Source organism: Streptomyces sp. NPDC002573, assembly GCF_042889625.1.
In the GTDB taxonomy this organism is placed as follows: Bacteria; Actinomycetota; Actinomycetes; order Streptomycetales; family Streptomycetaceae; genus Streptomyces; species Streptomyces gibsoniae.
Map to the genome: position 1 here is coordinate 170,118 of NZ_JBIARC010000007.1, position 17,570 is coordinate 187,687.

Annotated in this window: 16 protein-coding genes and 1 pseudogene; 9 read left to right on the forward strand and 8 right to left on the reverse strand. The window is 72.6% G+C overall.

Translation table 11 applies throughout. The features are described from left to right. Nucleotides 1–60 precede the first annotated feature (60 nt). The 4 genes and pseudogenes from ACFYX0_RS09865 to ACFYX0_RS09880 form a co-directional block, all read right to left on the reverse strand. A complete protein-coding gene (locus ACFYX0_RS09865; protein WP_388968587.1) occupies nucleotides 61–825 on the reverse strand; it encodes a metallophosphoesterase in 765 nt (254 codons plus the stop codon). Beyond that, nucleotides 822–1,112 carry a BON domain-containing protein gene (locus ACFYX0_RS09870; RefSeq protein WP_355914696.1) on the reverse strand — a complete coding sequence of 97 codons (291 nt, stop codon included), beginning with the start codon at nucleotides 1,110–1,112 and terminating at the stop codon, nucleotides 822–824. The genes ACFYX0_RS09865 and ACFYX0_RS09870 overlap by 4 nt, the downstream gene beginning before the upstream one ends. Further along, a pseudogene (locus ACFYX0_RS09875) lies at nucleotides 1,109–1,369 on the reverse strand (hypothetical protein); the annotation flags it as partial. The pseudogene ACFYX0_RS09875 and the gene ACFYX0_RS09870, both read right to left, overlap by 4 nt. Before the next feature lie 259 nt (nucleotides 1,370–1,628). Then, nucleotides 1,629–2,009: a hypothetical protein gene (locus ACFYX0_RS09880; RefSeq protein WP_355914690.1), complete on the reverse strand. Its 381-nt coding sequence runs from the start codon at nucleotides 2,007–2,009 to the stop codon at nucleotides 1,629–1,631. 281 nt (nucleotides 2,010–2,290) lie between these two features. On the opposite strand from ACFYX0_RS09880, the gene ACFYX0_RS09885 reads away from it, so the two are divergent. Continuing rightward, on the forward strand, nucleotides 2,291–4,717 hold the full coding sequence (locus ACFYX0_RS09885; RefSeq protein ID WP_388968590.1) for a SpoIIE family protein phosphatase: 2,427 nt from the start codon (nucleotides 2,291–2,293) through the stop codon (nucleotides 4,715–4,717). A gap of 16 nt (nucleotides 4,718–4,733) precedes the next feature. On the opposite strand, the gene ACFYX0_RS09890 is transcribed toward ACFYX0_RS09885, so the two are convergent. Next, nucleotides 4,734–7,649 carry a SpoIIE family protein phosphatase gene (locus ACFYX0_RS09890; protein ID WP_388968593.1) on the reverse strand — a complete coding sequence of 972 codons (2,916 nt, stop codon included), beginning with the start codon at nucleotides 7,647–7,649 and terminating at the stop codon, nucleotides 4,734–4,736. Nucleotides 7,650–7,753: 104 nt separating this feature from the next. Then, on the reverse strand, nucleotides 7,754–8,497 hold the full coding sequence (locus tag ACFYX0_RS09895) for an SOS response-associated peptidase (protein WP_388968596.1): 744 nt from the start codon (nucleotides 8,495–8,497) through the stop codon (nucleotides 7,754–7,756). 212 nt (nucleotides 8,498–8,709) lie between these two features. Between ACFYX0_RS09895 and ppk2 the strand changes: the two genes are divergently transcribed. The 4 genes from ppk2 to ACFYX0_RS09915 all read left to right on the forward strand — a co-directional run bounded on the left by ppk2 (nucleotide 8,710) and on the right by ACFYX0_RS09915 (nucleotide 13,048). Further along, nucleotides 8,710–9,513 (forward strand): polyphosphate kinase 2, encoded by an 804-nt coding sequence (ppk2, locus tag ACFYX0_RS09900; RefSeq protein WP_388968599.1) that lies wholly within the window; start codon nucleotides 8,710–8,712, stop codon nucleotides 9,511–9,513. Between the two features lie 57 nt (nucleotides 9,514–9,570). Next, on the forward strand, nucleotides 9,571–10,470 hold the full coding sequence (locus tag ACFYX0_RS09905) for a DMT family transporter (RefSeq protein WP_388968602.1): 900 nt from the start codon (nucleotides 9,571–9,573) through the stop codon (nucleotides 10,468–10,470). 257 nt (nucleotides 10,471–10,727) lie between these two features. Beyond that, a complete protein-coding gene (locus ACFYX0_RS09910) occupies nucleotides 10,728–11,693 on the forward strand; it encodes a glycosyltransferase (RefSeq protein ID WP_388968605.1) in 966 nt (321 codons plus the stop codon). Further along, nucleotides 11,690–13,048, forward strand: coding sequence for a glycosyltransferase (locus tag ACFYX0_RS09915; protein WP_388968608.1), 1,359 nt, complete (start codon nucleotides 11,690–11,692; stop codon nucleotides 13,046–13,048). Before ACFYX0_RS09910 ends, ACFYX0_RS09915 begins: the two co-directional genes overlap by 4 nt. Here the strand turns inward: ACFYX0_RS09915 and ACFYX0_RS09920 are convergent. Then, on the reverse strand, nucleotides 12,994–13,155 hold the full coding sequence (locus tag ACFYX0_RS09920; protein WP_355914667.1) for a hypothetical protein: 162 nt from the start codon (nucleotides 13,153–13,155) through the stop codon (nucleotides 12,994–12,996). The genes ACFYX0_RS09915 and ACFYX0_RS09920 overlap by 55 nt on opposite strands. Nucleotides 13,156–13,176: 21 nt before the next feature. Beyond that, the gene (locus tag ACFYX0_RS09925; RefSeq protein WP_388968611.1) at nucleotides 13,177–13,704 is read right to left on the reverse strand and encodes a hypothetical protein; all 528 of its coding nucleotides are present in this window, start codon (nucleotides 13,702–13,704) and stop codon (nucleotides 13,177–13,179) included. A 266-nt stretch (nucleotides 13,705–13,970) separates the two neighbouring features. Between ACFYX0_RS09925 and ACFYX0_RS09930 the strand changes: the two genes are divergently transcribed. From ACFYX0_RS09930 to ACFYX0_RS09945, 4 genes are all read left to right on the forward strand, one after another. Next, nucleotides 13,971–15,380 carry a cytochrome ubiquinol oxidase subunit I gene (locus ACFYX0_RS09930; RefSeq protein ID WP_388968614.1) on the forward strand — a complete coding sequence of 470 codons (1,410 nt, stop codon included), beginning with the start codon at nucleotides 13,971–13,973 and terminating at the stop codon, nucleotides 15,378–15,380. Between the two features lie 66 nt (nucleotides 15,381–15,446). Continuing rightward, complete coding sequence (locus tag ACFYX0_RS09935) at nucleotides 15,447–16,469, forward strand: cytochrome d ubiquinol oxidase subunit II (RefSeq protein WP_355914658.1); 1,023 nt, start codon at nucleotides 15,447–15,449, stop codon at nucleotides 16,467–16,469. A 162-nt stretch (nucleotides 16,470–16,631) separates the two neighbouring features. Further along, nucleotides 16,632–17,195, forward strand: a complete 564-nt coding sequence (locus ACFYX0_RS09940) for a hemerythrin domain-containing protein (protein WP_388968617.1) — start codon at nucleotides 16,632–16,634, stop codon at nucleotides 17,193–17,195. 103 nt (nucleotides 17,196–17,298) lie between these two features. After that, on the forward strand, nucleotides 17,299–17,493 hold the full coding sequence (locus tag ACFYX0_RS09945; RefSeq protein ID WP_311695158.1) for a DUF2795 domain-containing protein: 195 nt from the start codon (nucleotides 17,299–17,301) through the stop codon (nucleotides 17,491–17,493). Nucleotides 17,494–17,570 lie beyond the last annotated feature (77 nt).

The window sequence follows — 17,570 nt, forward strand, 5'->3', positions numbered from 1 at the left end:
CGGGCGCACCCCGGGCTCTCCGGGCGCCGTATGTCCCCCTGACCGGGCGGGCGGTCCCCCTCAGTCCGGGGCCGTGCCGGACACGCCGGCGGTCAGCGGCTCGTGCGCATGCAGGTGGTAGACGCGAAAGGCCCGCCCGATGACCGGCTGGGCCACGTTCCGCACCTTGACGCCACCACTGGTCATGCCGTGTTCCGTACCGGCATGGGCGTGCCCGTGCACCGCGAGATCCGCGCCGGCCGCGTCGATCGCCTCGGCCAGCAGATAGCTGCCCAGGAAGGGGTAGATCTCCGGCGGCTCCCCGGCCAGCGTCTCCGGCACGGGGGAATAGTGGGTGAGGGCGATGCGTACATCACAGCCCTGCTCGTCCAGTTCCTCCAGGGCCACCCGCAGGGCGTCGGCGCACCGTCGTGAGCACCGTACGAACTCCTTCATCAGCGGCTCACCGAACTCGCCCGCGCTACGACCGACGAATCCGCCGCCGAATCCCTTGGTCCCGGCCACGCCGACCCGGGTGTCCCCGACGCTCAGGACGGTTCCGCTCCCTTCGAGGACCCGGGCCCCCGAGTCCTCCAGGACGGCCGCGACCTCGTCCGGCCGCTCGTCGTGGTGATCGTGGTTGCCCAGCACCGCCACGACCGGCACCGGCAGATCCCTGACCTCCCCCGCCACCACCCGGGCCTCCTCCAGGGTGCCGTGGCGGGTGAGGTCACCGGCCAGCAGCAGCACGTCGGCGCTCTCGGGAAGGGACTCGAAGGCCGGGCGGAGCGCGCCCCGGGTCTCCGGCCCCATATGGATGTCTCCGACCGCCGCCACCCGGATCATGCGAGCTCCTCCGCTTGGCCGGGCGCGGAGGTCTCCGCCACCACGATGTCGCTGTGGACCGGGACTCCCGCCAGTTCCTCCCGCACCATGCCCAGGATCTCCTCACGGGACTGCGCGGAGGCGACGGTGCCGGTCAGCTGCACCGCCTCACCGCGGACCTCGACCCGTACGCCCAGCTCACCGGGGTGACCGGCGGCGAGACGTTCGAGAAGGTGGGCGACGCGGTACTCCGTGTTCCCGGCCGCCGGAGCACCGGACCGCGCCCGCCCTGCGTCGTGGCTGCTCATGGCGCCTCCATCTGCGGGGCGATGACGTTCAGGCGTTCGAGGAGAAAGAAGAAGGCGGCAGGCATGGGGTCCTCGCCACAGTGCCGCCGCACCTGATCCCAGTCGACCTTCTCGCGCAGCGCGCGGGCGACGGGAAGGACCGCACCGAAGTCGCAGTGGTGCTCGGAGAAGGCGGCGATGAGGCTCCACAGCAGATCCGTGGGCGACAGCACGGGCATCCGCACCGAGGCGACGGGGAGTTCCTGCGCCCGGCCGAGCTCTTCGACACAGCACATCCCGACCGGGGCGCACGGCGACGGCCGGCGCGCGACGGATGACGTGGGGTGGGAGCCGCTACGTGGGCTCGATCCGGTGGAGAAGCTGGTCCCGACGGCCGGCAGGCCGGTCGCGGTCCTCAGTCGGGGCCCGGAGAACGCCGTGACTGTGGCGGGGCGGCGACGAGGAGCGGGGCCGAGTGGCCGCCGCGGGGGGGGAGGGAGTGGGGGGGCCGAAGGCCGCCCGACAGTCGCCCGGAGGTCAGTGACGGGACGCGTGTCCGGCGAACTGGTTCACCTGGTCCATGATCCAGGTGTCGGACGTCACCGACCGGTGCGCGGCCGAGTGACCGAACATCGCCACCTGGTCCGCGATCCAGGCGTCGGACTTCACGGGGCGGTGCGCCGCCGTGGGGGCGAACATGGCCAGCTGGTCAGCGATCCAGGGGTCCATACGGCCGTTCACCGCGGTGTGCTCGGCGGCTCCGGCGTGGCTGCCCTGGACGACGGCGACCTGGGTGGTGACATGCCCGGCCGGATGGGGGGCGGCCGCCGCGGCGGGGCCTCCGGCAGCGAGGACGGCGCCGCCGACGAACGCGGCGGAAACCGCCGCAGTACCCATACGCCGCACGAGCTTGTTCATGGTCATTCCTCCTTGCACCCCCGGTGTTTCACGTTTGCGAACACCGCGGCCATCACCGTTGTTCCGGCACCGCTCACGCTACGCCGCGGCATGTAGTTGAACAATGAACTACATGGGTGAGCCGCGTCACGCACCGAGCCTCACCGGGCGCCGATCATGCGCCACCGAGCGAGCGGCGCGGGCGCCTGTCAATCTGAGAGACATACCGGTCGTCCGGCACGCGTCGGGCGACGCGAGTCACGGGCGGACGGCACGGACCACCGGGCGAGTGGAGGGTTGCCATGACCACTCCAGACAAGGTGCCGGGCAGCGGCGACATGGCGGCGACACCGCCGGCGAGGATCCTCCTGGACACCAACGGTGTGATCACCGAGTGGAGCGAGGAGGCCGCGGCCCTGCTGGGCTACGGCCCCGAGGAGATGGTGGGCCGACCGGTGTGGCCGCTCCTCGTCCCTCCCGACCCGGCCGCCGATCCTGACACGTCGGCCGGCGACGACCGTCCTGTATGCCTGCGTGACCGGTCCGGCCACACGGTCGAGACCGAGTGGCGGATGTGCCCGCGCCTCACCGCCGAGGGGGCGGCGGCCTGGACGGTCCTCCTCTCCCGGGCGGACGGGACGCACTGCGGGGACTTCGACCGGGCCGTGCTCGATGCGTTGATGACGGAGTCACCGATCGGACTGCACCTTCTGGACAGCGACTTGAGGGTGGTGCGGTTCAACACGGCGTCACCCGGCATGCATGGCGTCCGCGCCGAGGACATCATCGGACAGCCCGGCACCGCCGTCGCGCCCAGCGTGGTGACCGACACCGTAGAGGACGCGCTGCGGCGGGTACTGCACACCGGGCGGCCGTTCATCGACGTCGCCCAGCGGGGATATCCGCCCGCCGACCATTCCCACGAGCACATGTACTCCCTGTCCGCCTTCCGGCTGCGCGACCGCACCGGAAAGGCCCTCGGAGTGGCCACCCTGGTCCTCGACGTCACGGAACGCCACAAGTACCGGCTCCGCCTCGAACTGCTCAACGACGCCAGCATGCGCATCGGCACCACCCTGGACATCAGCCGTACCGCGGACGAGCTGGCCGAGGTCGCGGTCGGCCGGGTGGCCGACGCCGTCGCCGTGGACGTGCTCGACTGCGTCTGCCGGGGCGAGGCGCCCGGACCGGGACCGATCGCAGGGGAGATCACGTTCCGGCGTGTGGCGTTCCGGACGACCGAGGCGGCCGCCCTCCGGCCCGCCTACCCGGTCGGCGAGACGGCCACGTACGCCTTCCCGACACCCCTCACCCAGACCCTGACCGATCTGCACCCCCGCCTGATACCGCGGATCGACGAGGACGGGGAGTGGCTCGCACACGACCCGGTCAGGAGGGACCGCATCCGCGCCGGCCGGGTGCGGTCGCTGATCGTGGTACCGCTCACCGCGCGCGGGATCGTGCTGGGCGTGGTGACCCTCTACCGGTCCGTGACACGCGATCCCTTCGACCGGGACGACCTGACCGTCGCCGCCGAACTCGCCGCGCAGACGGCCCTGTGCGTGGACAACGCCCGCCGCTACCTGCGCGAGCGCAACACGGCGCTCACCCTCCAGAACAGCCTGCTCCCCCGACAACTGCCCACCCAGAGCGCCGTCGACGTGGCGTTCAGCTATCTTCCGGGACACGCCGGCGGAACCTGGTACGACGTCGTCCCGCTCTCCGGTGCGCGGGTGGCGCTGGTGGTCGGGGCCGTGGCGGGCGAGGGCCTGCTCGCCGTCGCCACCATGGGCCGGCTGCGCGCCGCGAGCGACAGCCTGGCGGCCCTGGACCTGGCGCCCGAGGAAGTACTGGCCCGCCTGGACGATCTGATGCTCCGTCTGGGCGAGGAGGGCCGGTCGGAGATCGCCAACGATCCCGTGGAGACGCAGCCGGCCACCGCCCGCTGCGCCTGCGTGATCTACGACCCCGCGAGCCACCGGGCCGAGGTGGCCTGCGCCGGGCATCCGCCCCCGGTCCTCGTCCATCCCGACGGACATGTGCAGCCGGTCGAGGGGTCCTCCGGGCCTCCGCTCGGCAACGGCAGTGCTCCGTACGCCACTTGGGAGACACAACTGCCCGAGGGGACGCTGATCGCGCTCTACAGCGAGGGGCTCGTCGGCACTCCGGCGGACGACGGCATCGCGCGGTTGCGGTGCGTCCTCGGCCAGCCGCACGCGAGCGTGCAGGAGGCATGTGACGCGGTGATCTACTCCGAGTTGTCCGGCCGGCCCGCCCAGGACGTCGTACTGGTCCTCGCGCGCACCCGCGTCCTGAGCGAGGACCGTGTCGCGTCCTGGACCTTCCCCAGCGATCCCGCGATCGTGGCGACCGCCCGCACCCTGGTCGACCGCCAGCTCGCCTCCTGGGGGCTGGGCGACCTGTCCTTCACGACCGAACTGGTCATCAGCGAGCTGGTCACCAACGCCATCCGGTACGCGCGCGGCACCATCCAGGTCCGGCTGATCCGGGACCGCACGCTGATCTGCGAGGTCACCGACGGCAGCAGCGCCGCCCCGCACCTGCGGCACTCGCGCGCCACCGACGAGGGCGGCCGTGGGCTCCTGCTCGTCGCCCAGCTCGCACATCGCTGGGGTACCCGCCGCAACGACCGCGGCAAGACCATCTGGGCCGAACAGACGCTGGGCCTCGAACCGGACGACGGGCCGCCCACCGCCTCAGCCCCCTGACCCGGGTGCGGTGCGCCTACGCCTCGCCGCCGGAGCCGTGCCCCCCGTCCTCGGAACCGCCCTGCGTGCCGTCCCCGCCGTCTCGCGCCGCGCCCTTGTCGCCGTGCGGCCCGCCCCCGGAGGCCTGGGCCTCGCCCTTGCCGCCGTGTGCCTCATCCCCGGAGCCCCGCGCCTGCGGCATGTCCTCGGCACCGAAGTCGTCGTCGCCGAACGCCAAGGCCTCGGCGGCCAATGTGCCGTGCCCGTCGTCGGACGGCAGCGCCTGCTCGGCCCAGATCACCTTGCCCTGCGGCGTGTACCGGGTGCCCCAGCGCTCGGTCAACTGCGAGACCAGGAACAGGCCCCGGCCTCCCTCGTCGGTCGTCGCGGCGTAGCGCAGATGCGGTGAGGTGCTGCTGCCGTCGGCCACCTCGCAGATCAGCGTGCGGTCATGGATCAGTCGTACATGGATCGGCTCGGAGCCGTGGCGGATCGCGTTAGTGATCAGCTCGCTCAGCACCAGTTCCATGATGAAGGCGAGCTCGGACAGGCCCCACTCGTCGAGCTTCTCGGACACGGCCCCGCGCATCCGCGCGACCGCGGCCGGGTCGACCGGCACGTCCCAGTCGGCGATCCGGTCGGTCGGCAGCGGCCGGGTGCGGGCGATGAGCAGTGCCACGTCGTCCTTGGGCCGGTCGGGCAGCAGCTCGTCCAGGACGGCCTGGCAGCTCTCCTCCGGCGGCCGGTCGGGGTGGCCCGCCAGAGCGTCGCGCAGCAGTTCCATGCCCACGTCCAGGTCGCGGGTGCGGTCCTCGATGAGGCCGTCGGTGTAGAGAACGAGCTGGGTACCGTCCACCACGTCGAGCTCGGCCGTCTGGAACGGCATGCCGCCGAGGCCGAGCGGTGGCCCGGCCGGCAGATCGGCGAAGGTCACGCTGCCGTCCGGGTGGACCAGCGCGGGCGCCAGATGACCCGCGCGCGCCATGGCGCAGCGGCGCGCCACGGGATCGTAGATCGCATACAGGCAGGTGGCGCCCACGACGCCCGCGGCGCTGTCGGTGCCCGCCTCGTCCTGGTCGATGCGTCCGACCAGATCGTCCAGATGGCTGAGCAGTTCGTCGGGCGGCAGGTCCAGGGTGGAGAAGTTGTGCACCGCAGTGCGCAGCCGGCCCATGGTGGCGGCGGCGTGCAGGCCATGGCCGACCACGTCCCCCACGGCCAGCGCCACCCGGCTTCCCGACAGGGGGATCACGTCGAACCAGTCGCCGGACACCCCGGACTGGGCGGGAAGGTAGCGGTAGCCGACGTCGAGGGCGGTCTGCTCGGGCAGGGCCCGCGGCAGCAGGCTGCGCTGCAGCGTGACCGCGAGGGCGTGCTCACGGGTGTACCGGCGGGCGTTGTCGATGCTGACCGCGGCGCGGGCCACCAGCTCCTCCGCCAGCGACAGCTCCTCGTCGTCGAACGCGTCGTGCTGCTTGGAGCGCCAGAAGTTGGCCATGCCGAGCACGACGCCCCGGGCCGCGATCGGAGCGGCGATGAGCGAGTGGATGCCGTAGTCCAGGATGTCCTTGGTCCGCTGGGGGTCCTGTGCATGCCAGCCCTTGGCGGTGGACAGATCCGTCACCAGCACCGAGCGGCCCGTGCCATAGCCCCGTGCCTGAGGCGTGGAGGGCAGGAAGTCGATCAGCCGGCCCTTCTCGTACAGCGGATGGTCGTCGCGTACACCGGCCACGGCGACACGCCGCATGTCCGTCGCCGTGCCGGCCGGCTCCTCGCCGTGCAGTACGGCGTCGGCGAGATCCACGGTGACGAAGTCGGCGAAACGGGGGACGGCGACCCGGGCCAGCTCGTCGGCGGTGCGGACCACGTCCAGGGTGGTGCCGACGCACAGTCCGGCGTCGTACAGCAGTTTCAGCCGCTCGCGTGCGACCTGTGCCCTGCCGGACAGCGCCTGCAGCTCGGTCGTGTCGCGCAGCGTGACCACGGTCCCCTTGGGGCCTCCGCCGCGGTCCGTGGGCCGCTGGTTGACCGCCAGCAGCCGTTCCCCGGCGAAGTGGACCTCGTCGGTGGCCTCCCGGCCGGTGGAGAGCAGCGCCACCGTCTCCGGGTCGAGGCCCGACAGCCCGGACAGCTCCGAGACATGGTGTCCCTCGACGTCCGGGGGCAGCTCCAGCAGTCTGCGAGCCTCGTCGTTCGCCAGCAGCAGCCGCCCGTCGTCGCCGATGATGAGGACCCCCTCGCGTACGGAGTGCAGCACCGCGTCATGGTGCTCGTACATCCGGGTCATCTCGTCCGGGGCGAGGCTGTGGGTCTGCCGTTGCAGCCGTCGGCCCATCAGCGCCGTCCCGCCGGTGGCCAGCGCGAGGGCCCCCGCACCGGCGCCGAAGATGATCGGCAGCTGCCGGTCCACCTCGCTGACCACGTTCTTCACCTTGAGGCCCGCGGAGACCAGGGCCACCACCTTTCCGGTGGGGTTCTCGACGGGGACGATGGCCTGGACCTCGTGCCCGAGCGGGCCGTGCACGCTCTCGGTGTAGACCTTGCCCGCCAGCGAGGGCCCGATCGTGCCCACGAACCGCTTTCCGATCTTGCTCGGCAGGGGGTGGGTGTAGCGGATGCCCTGGGTGTTCATGACCACGATGAAGTCGACGCCGGAGGCCTTGCGCGCGGCCTCCGTCAGCGGCTGGAGCACTTTGGACGGATCGGGTGTCTGCAGCGCCGCCAGCAGGCCCGGGGAGTGGGCGAAGGTCTGGGCCACGGCCACGGAACGGCGCTTGGCCTCGGCGCTGGTGTCCCGCTCCGACTGCAGCACAAGGGCGAACACGGCGCAGGCCACGAGCAGCACGACCAGCGCCACCTGCAGAACGAAGACCTGCCCGGCGACGCTTCGCGGGCTCCTGCCCATCAGCGACCGCGGCGACACGCGTCCAAACCGGGCGAAACGGTCCGCCATGGACCCTTTGTAGCACTGGTGATCCCGGGTGGCCATGGCCGCGACCGCCGGGGAGGGCCCCTGCGGCGCGGGGGTCTTGCGGGCGGGTCCCGGCCCGTGGGCGGTCAGGGCGCGACCTCCTCCAGGAGGCGGGGGCCGTCGTTGTGCACGTCGTTGACGGCCGTGGAGACCGGGCGCGCGTCGAGGTGGCCGTCCGCGGGCCGGGTGAGCAGGGCGCGCAGTCCGTCGGGGTCGTGATGGCGCGGGTCGAGCCAGGCGTCGTAGTGGTCCGGGGCGATGGCGAGCGGCATACGGGGGTGGATCCGGCCGGCCGCGTCGGTGGCCTCGGTGGTGATGATGGTGCAGGTCGTCAGCCATGCCGCAGGGTCGTCGTCGTGCTCGACGGCCGGGTCGCGCCAGTAGGCGTAGAGCCCGGCGAGCGCCATGACCCGGCCGTCCTCGGGGTGGACGAAGTACGGCTGCTTGCGGGGCCTGCCGGTGTCCCGGGCGCGCGTCTCCTGCCACTCGTAGAAGCCGTCGGCCGGGAGCAGACAGCGGTGCTTGACGAAGGCACGGCGGAAGGCGGGCTTCTCGTGCACGGTCTCCATCCGCGCGTTGATCATCCGCGCGCCGATCCTCACGTCCTGTGCCCAGGACGGCACCAGGCCCCAGCGCAGGGGCCGCAGCTGCCGCCGTACCGGCGCCGCCTCGTGCGCGGTGCGCGGGGCACGCTCCAGGACGGCCCAGACGTCGTCGGTCGGGGCGACGTTCCAGCTCGGTGCCACGGCCTCCGCGGGGCCCCGGTCGGTGACGTGGAAGAGCCGCGCCAGATCCTCGGGGCCGCGGCTGGAGACATAACGGCCGCACATACCGCCACTGTCCCACGGCAGCGCCGGGCCGGCCGGTCACGGCGCACGCCGCCCGTGGCACAGGCGTGTCCACGGGGCGGCCGTCGGACGGCGGAGATCGCGTGCGGGCCGCCGTGCCGATCAGTACGGTGGCGTCCTGATGTGTGCACGCCCGGCTCGTACGCCGACCGGGCGGGGAGGGACGACGCACATCCTCGACCTCGGGAGGCGCCATGGCCGACGACAATACGGCGTCGCTGCCGCGCAGGACCTACGAACAGGAACTGCTGCGGCTGCAGACGGAGCTGGTGAAACTCCAGGGATGGGTAAGGGCCGCGGGCGCCCGGCTGGTCGTGGTCTTCGAGGGACGCGACGCGGCGGGCAAGGGCGGCGCCATCAAACGGGTCACGGAGCACCTCAACCCCCGGGTGGCGCGGATCGCCGCGCTGCCCACGCCGACCGAGCGCGAGCGCACCCAGTGGTACTTCCAGCGCTATGCGGAGCATCTGCCGGCGGCCGGAGAGATCGTGCTGTTCGACCGCAGCTGGTACAACCGGGCCGGGGTCGAGCACGTCATGGGTTTCTGTACGCAGGAGGAGCACCGGCTCTTCCTGCGCCAGTGCCCGATCTTCGAGCGGATGCTGGTGGAGGACGGGATCCTGCTGCGCAAGTACTGGTTCTCGGTGAGCGACGCGGTCCAGCAGGAGCGCTTCCGCCGCCGGCTGGAGGATCCCGTACGGCGCTGGAAGCTCTCGCAGATGGACCTGGAGTCGATCACGCACTGGGAGGCGTACTCCCGGGCCAAGGACGAGATGATGGTGCACACGGACATCTCGGAGGCTCCGTGGTTCGTCGTCGAGAGCGACGACAAGCGCCGGGCGCGGCTCAACATGATCGCCCATCTGCTGGCCTCCGTGCCCTACCACGAGGTGCCGCCGCCGGTGCTGAAGCTGCCGGAGCGGCCGCCGTCGACCGGCTACCAGCGCCCGCCGCGCGATCTGCAGACCTACGTGCCCGACCACGCGGCGAGTCTGTGAGGGTCGGCCGACCGCAGCCCGCAGGCCAGGTCCGGCCCGCCGGGGCATGCTGGAGAGGTGATCGTCCTCGCAGCGGTGTTCGCGGTCACCGGGGCAGCCAGCAACGCGATGGGCACCGCCTTCCAGCGCAAGGCGGCGTCCACGGTCTCCCGCGGCGGCGGCCTGCGGCTGGTGATCGCGCTCGCGCACCGGCCCGTCTGGCTGATCGGTGTCGCCGGAGTCGTCGGTGCCGCGCTGTTCCAGGCGCTCGCCCTGGTGAACGGCCCGATCGCCCTGGTGCAGCCCCTGTTCGTGCTGGAACTGCCGTTCGCCCTCATGATCGCCGCCCGCCTCATGCACCGGCCCCTGCCGAACAGCGGCTGGTGGGCGATCGTCTGTGTGGTGGCCGGTCTCGCGGCGGTCCTCGCCGCCGCCGCCCCTGCCGGTGACCGGGACCAGGCGCCCATGGTGCGCTGGATCCCGGCCCTGGCGGTCTGTCTGGGCTGTATGGCGGCGGCCGTAGTGCTGGCCCGCCCCGGGCGGCCGCCGCTGTTCCGGGCCGCCGTACTGGCCACGGCCTCGGCCATCGGCAACGCCCTGACCGCCGCGTTGCTCAAGTCCGCGACCGGGACGTTCGCGGCGGGCGGGCTGCCCGCGTTCCTCACCGCCTGGCAGACCTACGGCTTCGCGGTGACCGGTGTCTGCGCCATCCTGCTGCTGGAGAACGCGCTCCAGGCCGGCTGGCTCGTGGCCTCCCAGCCGGCCCTCACCATCGGGGACGCCACGGTGAGTCTGCTGCTCGGCATCACGCTGTTCGACGAGCGGATCCGCACCGGCTGGTGGGTCCTGCCGGAGGCCGTCGGGATCGCGCTCATCGTGTGGGGTGTCGTGCGGCTGAGCCATGTGGTGCCGAGCATCCATGAGGGGGCGCAGGTGGCCGACGACCGGCTGAGCCGTACGCCGCCCATGACGTCCTGAGCGCGCCCCGGCGCCCTCGTTCTGCTTCGCGGCACGGGCCGGTCCTCGCTCCGCGCGCATCACCCGGATGCCCTGCACCACCGAGCCTCCGGCGCCCCGGCGGCAGACGCTGATCGGGTACCTGACGGCCTTCCGCGCGATCGGCGGTCCCCGTACCGGGTTGTCCGTGTCGTGGCGGGGTGAGCGGCCCGAGGTGCTCGCCGGCATGGCCGCGCCCCGGTCCGGGGCGGGTCCGAGACGGGACGAGGAGCAACGGTATGAACATCCTGCTGTGGCGTGTGCACAGTTCCTGGACGACGGCGTTCGTCCAGGGCCCCCACACCTACCTCGTCCCCGTGACACCGGGCCGCGATCCGTACCGACCCGGGCGCGCCCGTACGGACGCCTGGCCCGCCTCGGTGCGGCCGGTGACACCGGAGGAACTGGCGGCCACGGAGGTGGATCTCGTGCTGTTGCAACGGCCGCACGAGCCGGAGCAGGCCGAGCGGCTGCTCGGCGGCCGCCGCCCCGGCCGTGACCTGCCCGCCATCTATCTGGAGCACGACGTGCCGGACGGGGACGTCCCCCGCACCCGGCACCCCTTCGCCGACCGGCCGGACCTGACCCTGGTGCACGTCACCCACTTCAACCGGCTGTTCTGGGACTCCGGCCGAACCCGCACCGAGGTGATCGAACACGGTGTCGTCGACCCGGGCCACCAGTACACCGGCCTGCTGGCCCGCGCGGCCATCGTCGTGGACGAACCCGTGCGGCACGGCCGTGCCCTGGGCACGGATCTGCTGCCCGCCCTGGCCGAGGCCGTGCCGCTGGACGTCTTCGGCAGGGGCACCGAGGGCCTGGCCACCCATCTCGGCCTGCCCGGGGAGCGGTGCCGCAGTGCCGATCTGCCCCAGGCGGAGCTGCACCGCGCCATGGCGGAGCGCCGGTTCTATCTGCATCCGATGCGGTGGACGTCCCTCGGACTGCCGCTCGTGGAGGCCATGCACCTCGGCATGCCGGTGGTGGGGCTCGCCACCACCGAGGTGGTCGAGGCGGTTCCGCGCGGTGCCGGCACGCTGTCCACCCGCCCCGACGTCCTGGCCCGCACCGCCCGGCACTATCTGCACGAACCGGAAGCCGCGGCGGTCGACGGCGCCCGCGCCCGGCAGGCGGCTCTCGGCCGGTACGGGCTCAAGCGCTTCCTCGCCGACTGGGAGCGGGTGATGAGGGAGGCCTGCTCATGACGTCGTCCATGGATGCCCTCGACGCCTTCGCCCCGGAGGGTCCCGGCTCCCTCGCCGTCGCGCTCGTCTCGGCACCCCCTGCCCCGCTCGGCGAGACCGGTACCGGCGGGTGGAACGCACAGATCGCCGATCTCGCCGGCGCGCTCGCCGGGCGGGGCCACCGGGTGACCCTCTACACCCGCCGCGACGGCCCGGACCTGCCGGACCGGGTGGCGCTGCGCGACGGGGTCGAGGTGCGGCGTGTCCCGGCGGGGCCGCCCGAGCCCCTGTCCATGAACGAACTCCTCCCCCACCTCTGGGAGTTGGGACGCCATCTGGCCGGAGTCTGGCGGGTGCGGCCCCCCGACGTGGTCCACTCGCACGGCTGGCTGTCCGGGCTCGCCTCCTTGCGGGTGGCGCGCGAGCTGGAGCTGCCCCTGCTGCACAGCTACCACTCGCTGGGAACCGTGACCCGACGGCAGCCGCAGCCGGCGGGCCCCCGCCATCCGAGGCGCACCGCCCATGAGCGCGAGGTGGGCCGGGGCTGCGACCACATCATCGCCACCTGCCGGGACGAGGTCGAGGAGCTGGGCCGCATGGGCATATCCCGCGGCAGAATCAGCGTCGTGCCGTACGGAGTCGACACCGCGGTGTTCACCCCGCACGGGCCGGCCGCCGCGCCCGGGACCGCGTGCCGTCGGCTGCTCCAGCTGGGCAGCCTCGGCCCGCACGGGGACACGGTGGTGTCCATCGCCGCGCTGGCCCTGCTGCCCACCACCGAACTCGTCGTCGTCGGCGGACCTCCGGCCGACCGGCTCGACGGCGATCCTGAGGTGCGCCGACTGCGCCGCGCCGCCGCCGACGCCGGCGTCGCCGACCGGGTCCGCTTCCTCGGCGGGGTGCCCGGGCACGAGGTGCCCGCGCTGCTGCGGGGCGCCGACGTGGTGGTGTGCGCCGCGGACCACGAACCGTTCGGCATCGCGGCGCTGGAGGCGATGGCCTGTGGCAGACCGGTCGTCGCCACCGCCGTGGGCGGCCATCTGGACACGGTCGCGGACCCGGGCACCGGGCGGGTGGTTCCCCCTGGTGACCCGGACGCCCTCGCCCGGGCCGTCGGCGAGCTGCTCGCCGACCCCGAGGCCCGGGAGGCGTGCGGCGCGGCGGGCCGGCGCCGCGCTCTGCGCAGATTCGGCTGGGAGCGGGTCGCCGCGGCCACCGAGGAGGCGTACTGCGCCGTCCTGGAAGCCCAGTGCGCCGTCCCGAGGTGGTCCGCGACGGCGGCCGCCGCCCGCCGGGGCCGGGCGCCCGACGGTCCCTTCGGTCAGGTCCGGGTGTCGTCCGCCGTGGCGCCGGCGTCCTCCTCCTCGGTGTCGTAGTCCTCGCCCTCGGCCTGCGAGGGGGTGGTGCGTGGCGGCTGGTCCGGGGCATCCGTCTCGTCCGGGAACCGCTCGCCTTCCGCCTGCGAGGGTGTGGTCTCGCTCATCCGTGCCTCCTCCGGTACGTGTCAGGTGGCCGGCAACGCTTGCTGTGACTGCCGCAGCCGCAGGTCCTCCAGCACCCGCAGCTGCCGCTGTGCCCGTTCGATCAGCTGGTCCAGTCGCTCCGGGTCGAGACGCCGGTCGCTGTCCGCGATCCGGCGCAGCGACCGCCAGGCGGCGGCCTTCCCCTCGACGCCGAGGCGCAGCAGCTCCAGTTCGAGCAGGGTGGTGAGCGGGGAGCGGCCGATGAGCCGTCCGTTGCTCTTCAGACGCCCGGCCAGCTCGAGCGCACCTCCCGCCAGGACCTTGTAGCGGCGCGCGGGCACCCCGAGTTCCCTCATCATCGCCAGCAGGGTCGCGCGGTCCTCCGTGATCTCGGCCGCGATCGTCCCGAGCGCCGCCTCGTACGGCGAGCCGCGCAGCGACCGGACCAGGTGGGCCGCGCGCCGGGTCCCCACGGTCGAGCCCGCCAGATGGTCGTTGAGGTAGATACCGAGCAGGTCCGACCGGTTCCTGCCGGCCCGGCGCGCGGCAGCACTCCGAACGTCGTTCATTCCGCCTCACCCCTTTCCCCGCGCCGTGTCCACGGCAGGCCACGGCGCCCGACGAGTACCCGCGCGCCCTGTGCCCCACCCGCGCCGGGGCACGCTCGTCGGCCGTCCGTTCGTGCCGGTACGCCGGTCCCGGGCGCCCGTGGTGATGCTCCGTTCGCGGGAAAACCGACAGGTCATGCGCGGCGCGCGCGCTTCGGACCACAAGAGCGGCAACCGTGTCAGGGAGTGCCGTCGATCGGTGGCCCAGGGGAGAGAGGATGTGTCCGATGGAACCGGTCCTCGTGCTGCCGCGAGCACTCGCCGCCGCCGTCAGGCCGGCCGATTTGAACGCCGCCCGGGCCCAGATGGGCTTCTCCCTCGCCTGGCACATCGTGCTGGCCTGCCTCGGTGTCGGACTGCCCCTGCTGACCCTGCTCGTGGAGTGGTGGGGCTGGCGCACCCGCGACCCCGCGTGCCGGCTGCTGGCACGCCGATGGGCCCGGGGCATGGGGGTGCTCTTCGCGGTCGGCGCCGTCTCCGGCACGATCCTCAGCTTCGAACTGGGACTGCTGTGGCCGGGGCTGATGGGGACCTACGGGCAGGTCATCGGGTTGCCGTTCGCCATGGAAGGCGTCGCCTTCTTCATCGAGGCGATCTTCCTCGGCATCTATCTGTACGCGTGGGACCGGCTGTCGCCCCGCCTCCATCTGCTCACCGGCCTCCCCATCGTCATCGCCGGAGTGGCATCGGCGTTCTTCGTCGTGTGCGCCAACGCCTGGATGAACCAGCCCCGCGGTTTCACCCTCCGCGACGGCAAGGTCGTCCACGTCGATCCGTGGGCGGCCATGTTCAATCCGGCGACACCGCCGCAGACCACGCACATGATCCTGGCGGCCCTGATGGTGGCGTCCTTCCTCACCGCGAGCGTGTACGCGGTCGCGATGCTGCGCGGCCGCCAGGACCGCTACCACCGCCTGGGCTTCACCGTGCCGCTGGCCCTGGGTGCGATCGTCGCCCCGGTCCAGCTGGTCGTCGGGGACTGGGCCGCCCGCTTCGTCGCCCACTACCAGCCGGTGAAGCTCGCCGCGATGGAAGGGGTCTACCACACCGGGAGCCATGTCCCGCTGACCCTGGGCGGCATCGCCGGCCGGGGCGGTCTGCAGTACGGGCTGGAGATCCCCAACGGGCTGTCCCTGCTGGTCGGCTTCAGCCCGAGCACAGTGATCAAGGGCCTCGAACAGGTGCCGCCCGGTGACCGGCCCCCCGTCACCGGGGTCCATATCGCCTTCGACCTCATGGTCGGCTGCGGCATGTTCCTGATCGCGGTCGGTCTCTGGCTGCTCGCGCTCGCGCTGCGCCACCGCCGCCGTCCCGGCCCCTGGATGGAGGGGACGAGCCGGCCGTTGCGGGTCTTCCTCGCTCTGGGGGCCCTCAGCGGTCTCGCGGCGGTCGTGGCCCTGGAGTGCGGCTGGACAGTGACCGAGGAGGGCCGTCAGCCGTGGGTGGTCGTGGGCCTGATGCGCGTGCACGAGGCGGTGAACGTCGCTCCGGGGCTGCGCATCGGGCTGTGGCTGGTGCTCGCCGTGTACGCGCTGATGACCGTCGCCGCGGTGTACGTCCTGCGCCTGCTGACCCGCGAGCGGCCCGTTCCCGTCGCGCCCCAGGAGAGCGACGTGGAGGAGTACCCCATTGTCTGACCGCCCACCCGCCGGGTCCCTCGGCCGTGGCGGATCCTCCCGCACGGCGGACACAGGAGGACGCTGATGCTCGCCAACACGGCACTGGCCGTCATGTGGATCGGTCTGACCTGCTACGCCCTCTTCGGCGGCGCCGACTTCGGCGCGGGCCTGTGGGATCTCCTCGCGGGCGGCAGCGCGCACGGCAGACCACCGCGCCGGCTCATCGAGCACAGCATCGGCCCGGTGTGGGAGGCCAACCATGTGTGGCTGATCTTCGTCGTGGTCCTGCTGTGGACGGGGTTCTCCCCGGTGTTCGCCGCCGTCATGTCCACGTTGTACATCCCGCTGACCCTGACCGCCCTCGGGATCATCGCGCGCGGCGCCGCGTTCGCCTTCCGCAAGGCCAGCACCCAGGTGTGGCAGCAGCGGCTGTTCGGCGCCTGCTTCGCGCTCTCCTCGGTCGTCACGCCCTACTTCCTCGGCTCGGTCGCCGGGGCCGTGGCCTCCGGGAGGGTCCCGCCGGGCCTGGCGGCGGGCGATGTGATCACCAGCTGGCTCAATCCGACCTCGGCGCTCGGCGGCGTGCTCGCGATCCTCGCCTGCGCCTATCTGGCGGCGGTCTATCTGAGCGGGGACGCCGCCCGGGCCGGCGAGACGGACCTCGCGACCTACTTCCGGCACCGGGCCCTGGCCACGGGAGTGGTGACCGGGGTCGTGGCACTGGCCGGCATCGCGATCCTGCACGCGGACGCCCCCCAGCTGTTCCACGGGCTCACCCACCGGGCGCTGCCCCTGGTCCTGGTGTCCGCCGTGCTGGGTGCGGCGAGTCTGGTGCTGCTGTGGCGCGCCGAGCTGACCTTCGTACGGGTCACGGCGGCCGCCGCCGTCGCCGCCATCCTGTGGAGCTGGGGGCTCGCCCAGTACCCGGTCATGCTGCCCCCGTCGGTGACAGTCAGTGCCAGCGCGTCCCAGACCTCCGTGCTCGGCACGAGCCTGGCCGCACTCGCGGTCGGCGCGGTGCTGCTCGTCCCGTCGCTGTGGTGGCTGTACGCCCTGTTCCAGCGCCGCCCGGCGGCCGCGCACACGGAGGACCGGCGAGGCTCCTGAGGCGGCGGACGGCACCGCACGGCCTCGGGCCCCGACGTCGGCCGTACGGGCGCCTTGCCGGGGTGGCACGTTAGGCGGACGTCGGCCGGGGCACCCGGCGTGCGGACCGGCCCGGTCGCAGGACCGCCGTCGTATGCGCATATCGCAGTGGAGGTGCGGAACATGCGACACGGAGGAAACGTCGTCGACGAGCTGGTGACGGATCACCGGGAGGTCGAGGAGCTGTTCGGCCGGATCGAGGCGCTGGCGCCCGGGGAAAGGAAGCGCAAGATCTACGCCGACCAGGCCACCATGGAACTCGTGCGCCACTCGGTGGCCGAGGAGGCCTATCTCTACCCGGCCGTACGCGAGCATCTGGCCGACGGGGACACCCTCGCCGACAAGGAGATCGAGGACCACTCCAACGCCGAGCGGATCATGAAGGACCTGGAGGGTCACGAGGCCGACGATCCGGAGTTCGACCGGCTCATCGGGATGCTCATGGCCGAGGTCCGCTCGCACATCGCCGACGAGGAGGAGAACCTCTTCCCCCGGCTGCGGGAAGCCGCCTCCCCGGAGACGCTGGACGAGCTGGGCGACAAGGTACGACGGGCCAAGAAGACGGCTCCGACCCGTCCGCACCCGGCCGCGCCCGACACCCCGCCGGCGAACAAGCTGCTCGCGCCCGGGGCCGGACTCGTGGACCGCATCCGCGACGCGCTCACCGGCCGCGGACAAAAGGACTGACCTCTTCCGCATCGTTCCGCCGGGGCGCGGGTACTCGCGCCCCGGCGCTTTTGTCGGCGCCGATCCAACCGGAAATCAACCATCTCAGCGCCTGGGAGGAACCATGGCCGCTGTCAGCCCCACCGACCTGCAGAAGGCACTGTCGGGCGCGGACTACCCGTGCGACACCCAGCAGCTCACACAGGTTGCCCAGAACAACCACGCGCCCAAGGAGATCACTGAGCGCATCTCCCACCTCGGCAAGAAGAGGTTCCAGAATCCGGCCGAGGTGAGCAAGGCCATCTTCCAGAACGAGTGACACTACGCGCCACAGACGCGTGACGCGGCGGCCCGGGGACCGATCCCGGCCGCCGCGCCGTCGGTCTCGAACCACCC

Bases quoted from the DNA above. Each gene is read 5' to 3' on its own strand.
- ACFYX0_RS09885 (WP_388968590.1), top strand. From the start codon at position 2,291: ATGACCACTCCAGACAAGGTGCCGGGCAGCGGCGACATGGCGGCGACA.
- ppk2 (WP_388968599.1), top strand. From the start codon at position 8,710: ATGGCCGACGACAATACGGCGTCGCTGCCGCGCAGGACCTACGAACAG.
- ACFYX0_RS09890 (WP_388968593.1), bottom strand. From the start codon at position 7,649: ATGGCGGACCGTTTCGCCCGGTTTGGACGCGTGTCGCCGCGGTCGCTG.
- ACFYX0_RS09910 (WP_388968605.1), top strand. From the start codon at position 10,728: ATGAACATCCTGCTGTGGCGTGTGCACAGTTCCTGGACGACGGCGTTC.
- ACFYX0_RS09935 (WP_355914658.1), top strand. From the start codon at position 15,447: ATGCTCGCCAACACGGCACTGGCCGTCATGTGGATCGGTCTGACCTGC.
- ACFYX0_RS09945 (WP_311695158.1), top strand. From the start codon at position 17,299: ATGGCCGCTGTCAGCCCCACCGACCTGCAGAAGGCACTGTCGGGCGCG.
- ACFYX0_RS09940 (WP_388968617.1), top strand. From the start codon at position 16,632: ATGCGACACGGAGGAAACGTCGTCGACGAGCTGGTGACGGATCACCGG.
- ACFYX0_RS09915 (WP_388968608.1), top strand. From the start codon at position 11,690: ATGACGTCGTCCATGGATGCCCTCGACGCCTTCGCCCCGGAGGGTCCC.
- ACFYX0_RS09920 (WP_355914667.1), bottom strand. From the start codon at position 13,155: ATGAGCGAGACCACACCCTCGCAGGCGGAAGGCGAGCGGTTCCCGGAC.
- ACFYX0_RS09925 (WP_388968611.1), bottom strand. From the start codon at position 13,704: ATGAACGACGTTCGGAGTGCTGCCGCGCGCCGGGCCGGCAGGAACCGG.
- ACFYX0_RS09870 (WP_355914696.1), bottom strand. From the start codon at position 1,112: ATGAGCAGCCACGACGCAGGGCGGGCGCGGTCCGGTGCTCCGGCGGCC.
- ACFYX0_RS09895 (WP_388968596.1), bottom strand. From the start codon at position 8,497: ATGTGCGGCCGTTATGTCTCCAGCCGCGGCCCCGAGGATCTGGCGCGG.
- ACFYX0_RS09880 (WP_355914690.1), bottom strand. From the start codon at position 2,009: ATGAACAAGCTCGTGCGGCGTATGGGTACTGCGGCGGTTTCCGCCGCG.
- ACFYX0_RS09865 (WP_388968587.1), bottom strand. From the start codon at position 825: ATGATCCGGGTGGCGGCGGTCGGAGACATCCATATGGGGCCGGAGACC.
- ACFYX0_RS09930 (WP_388968614.1), top strand. From the start codon at position 13,971: ATGGAACCGGTCCTCGTGCTGCCGCGAGCACTCGCCGCCGCCGTCAGG.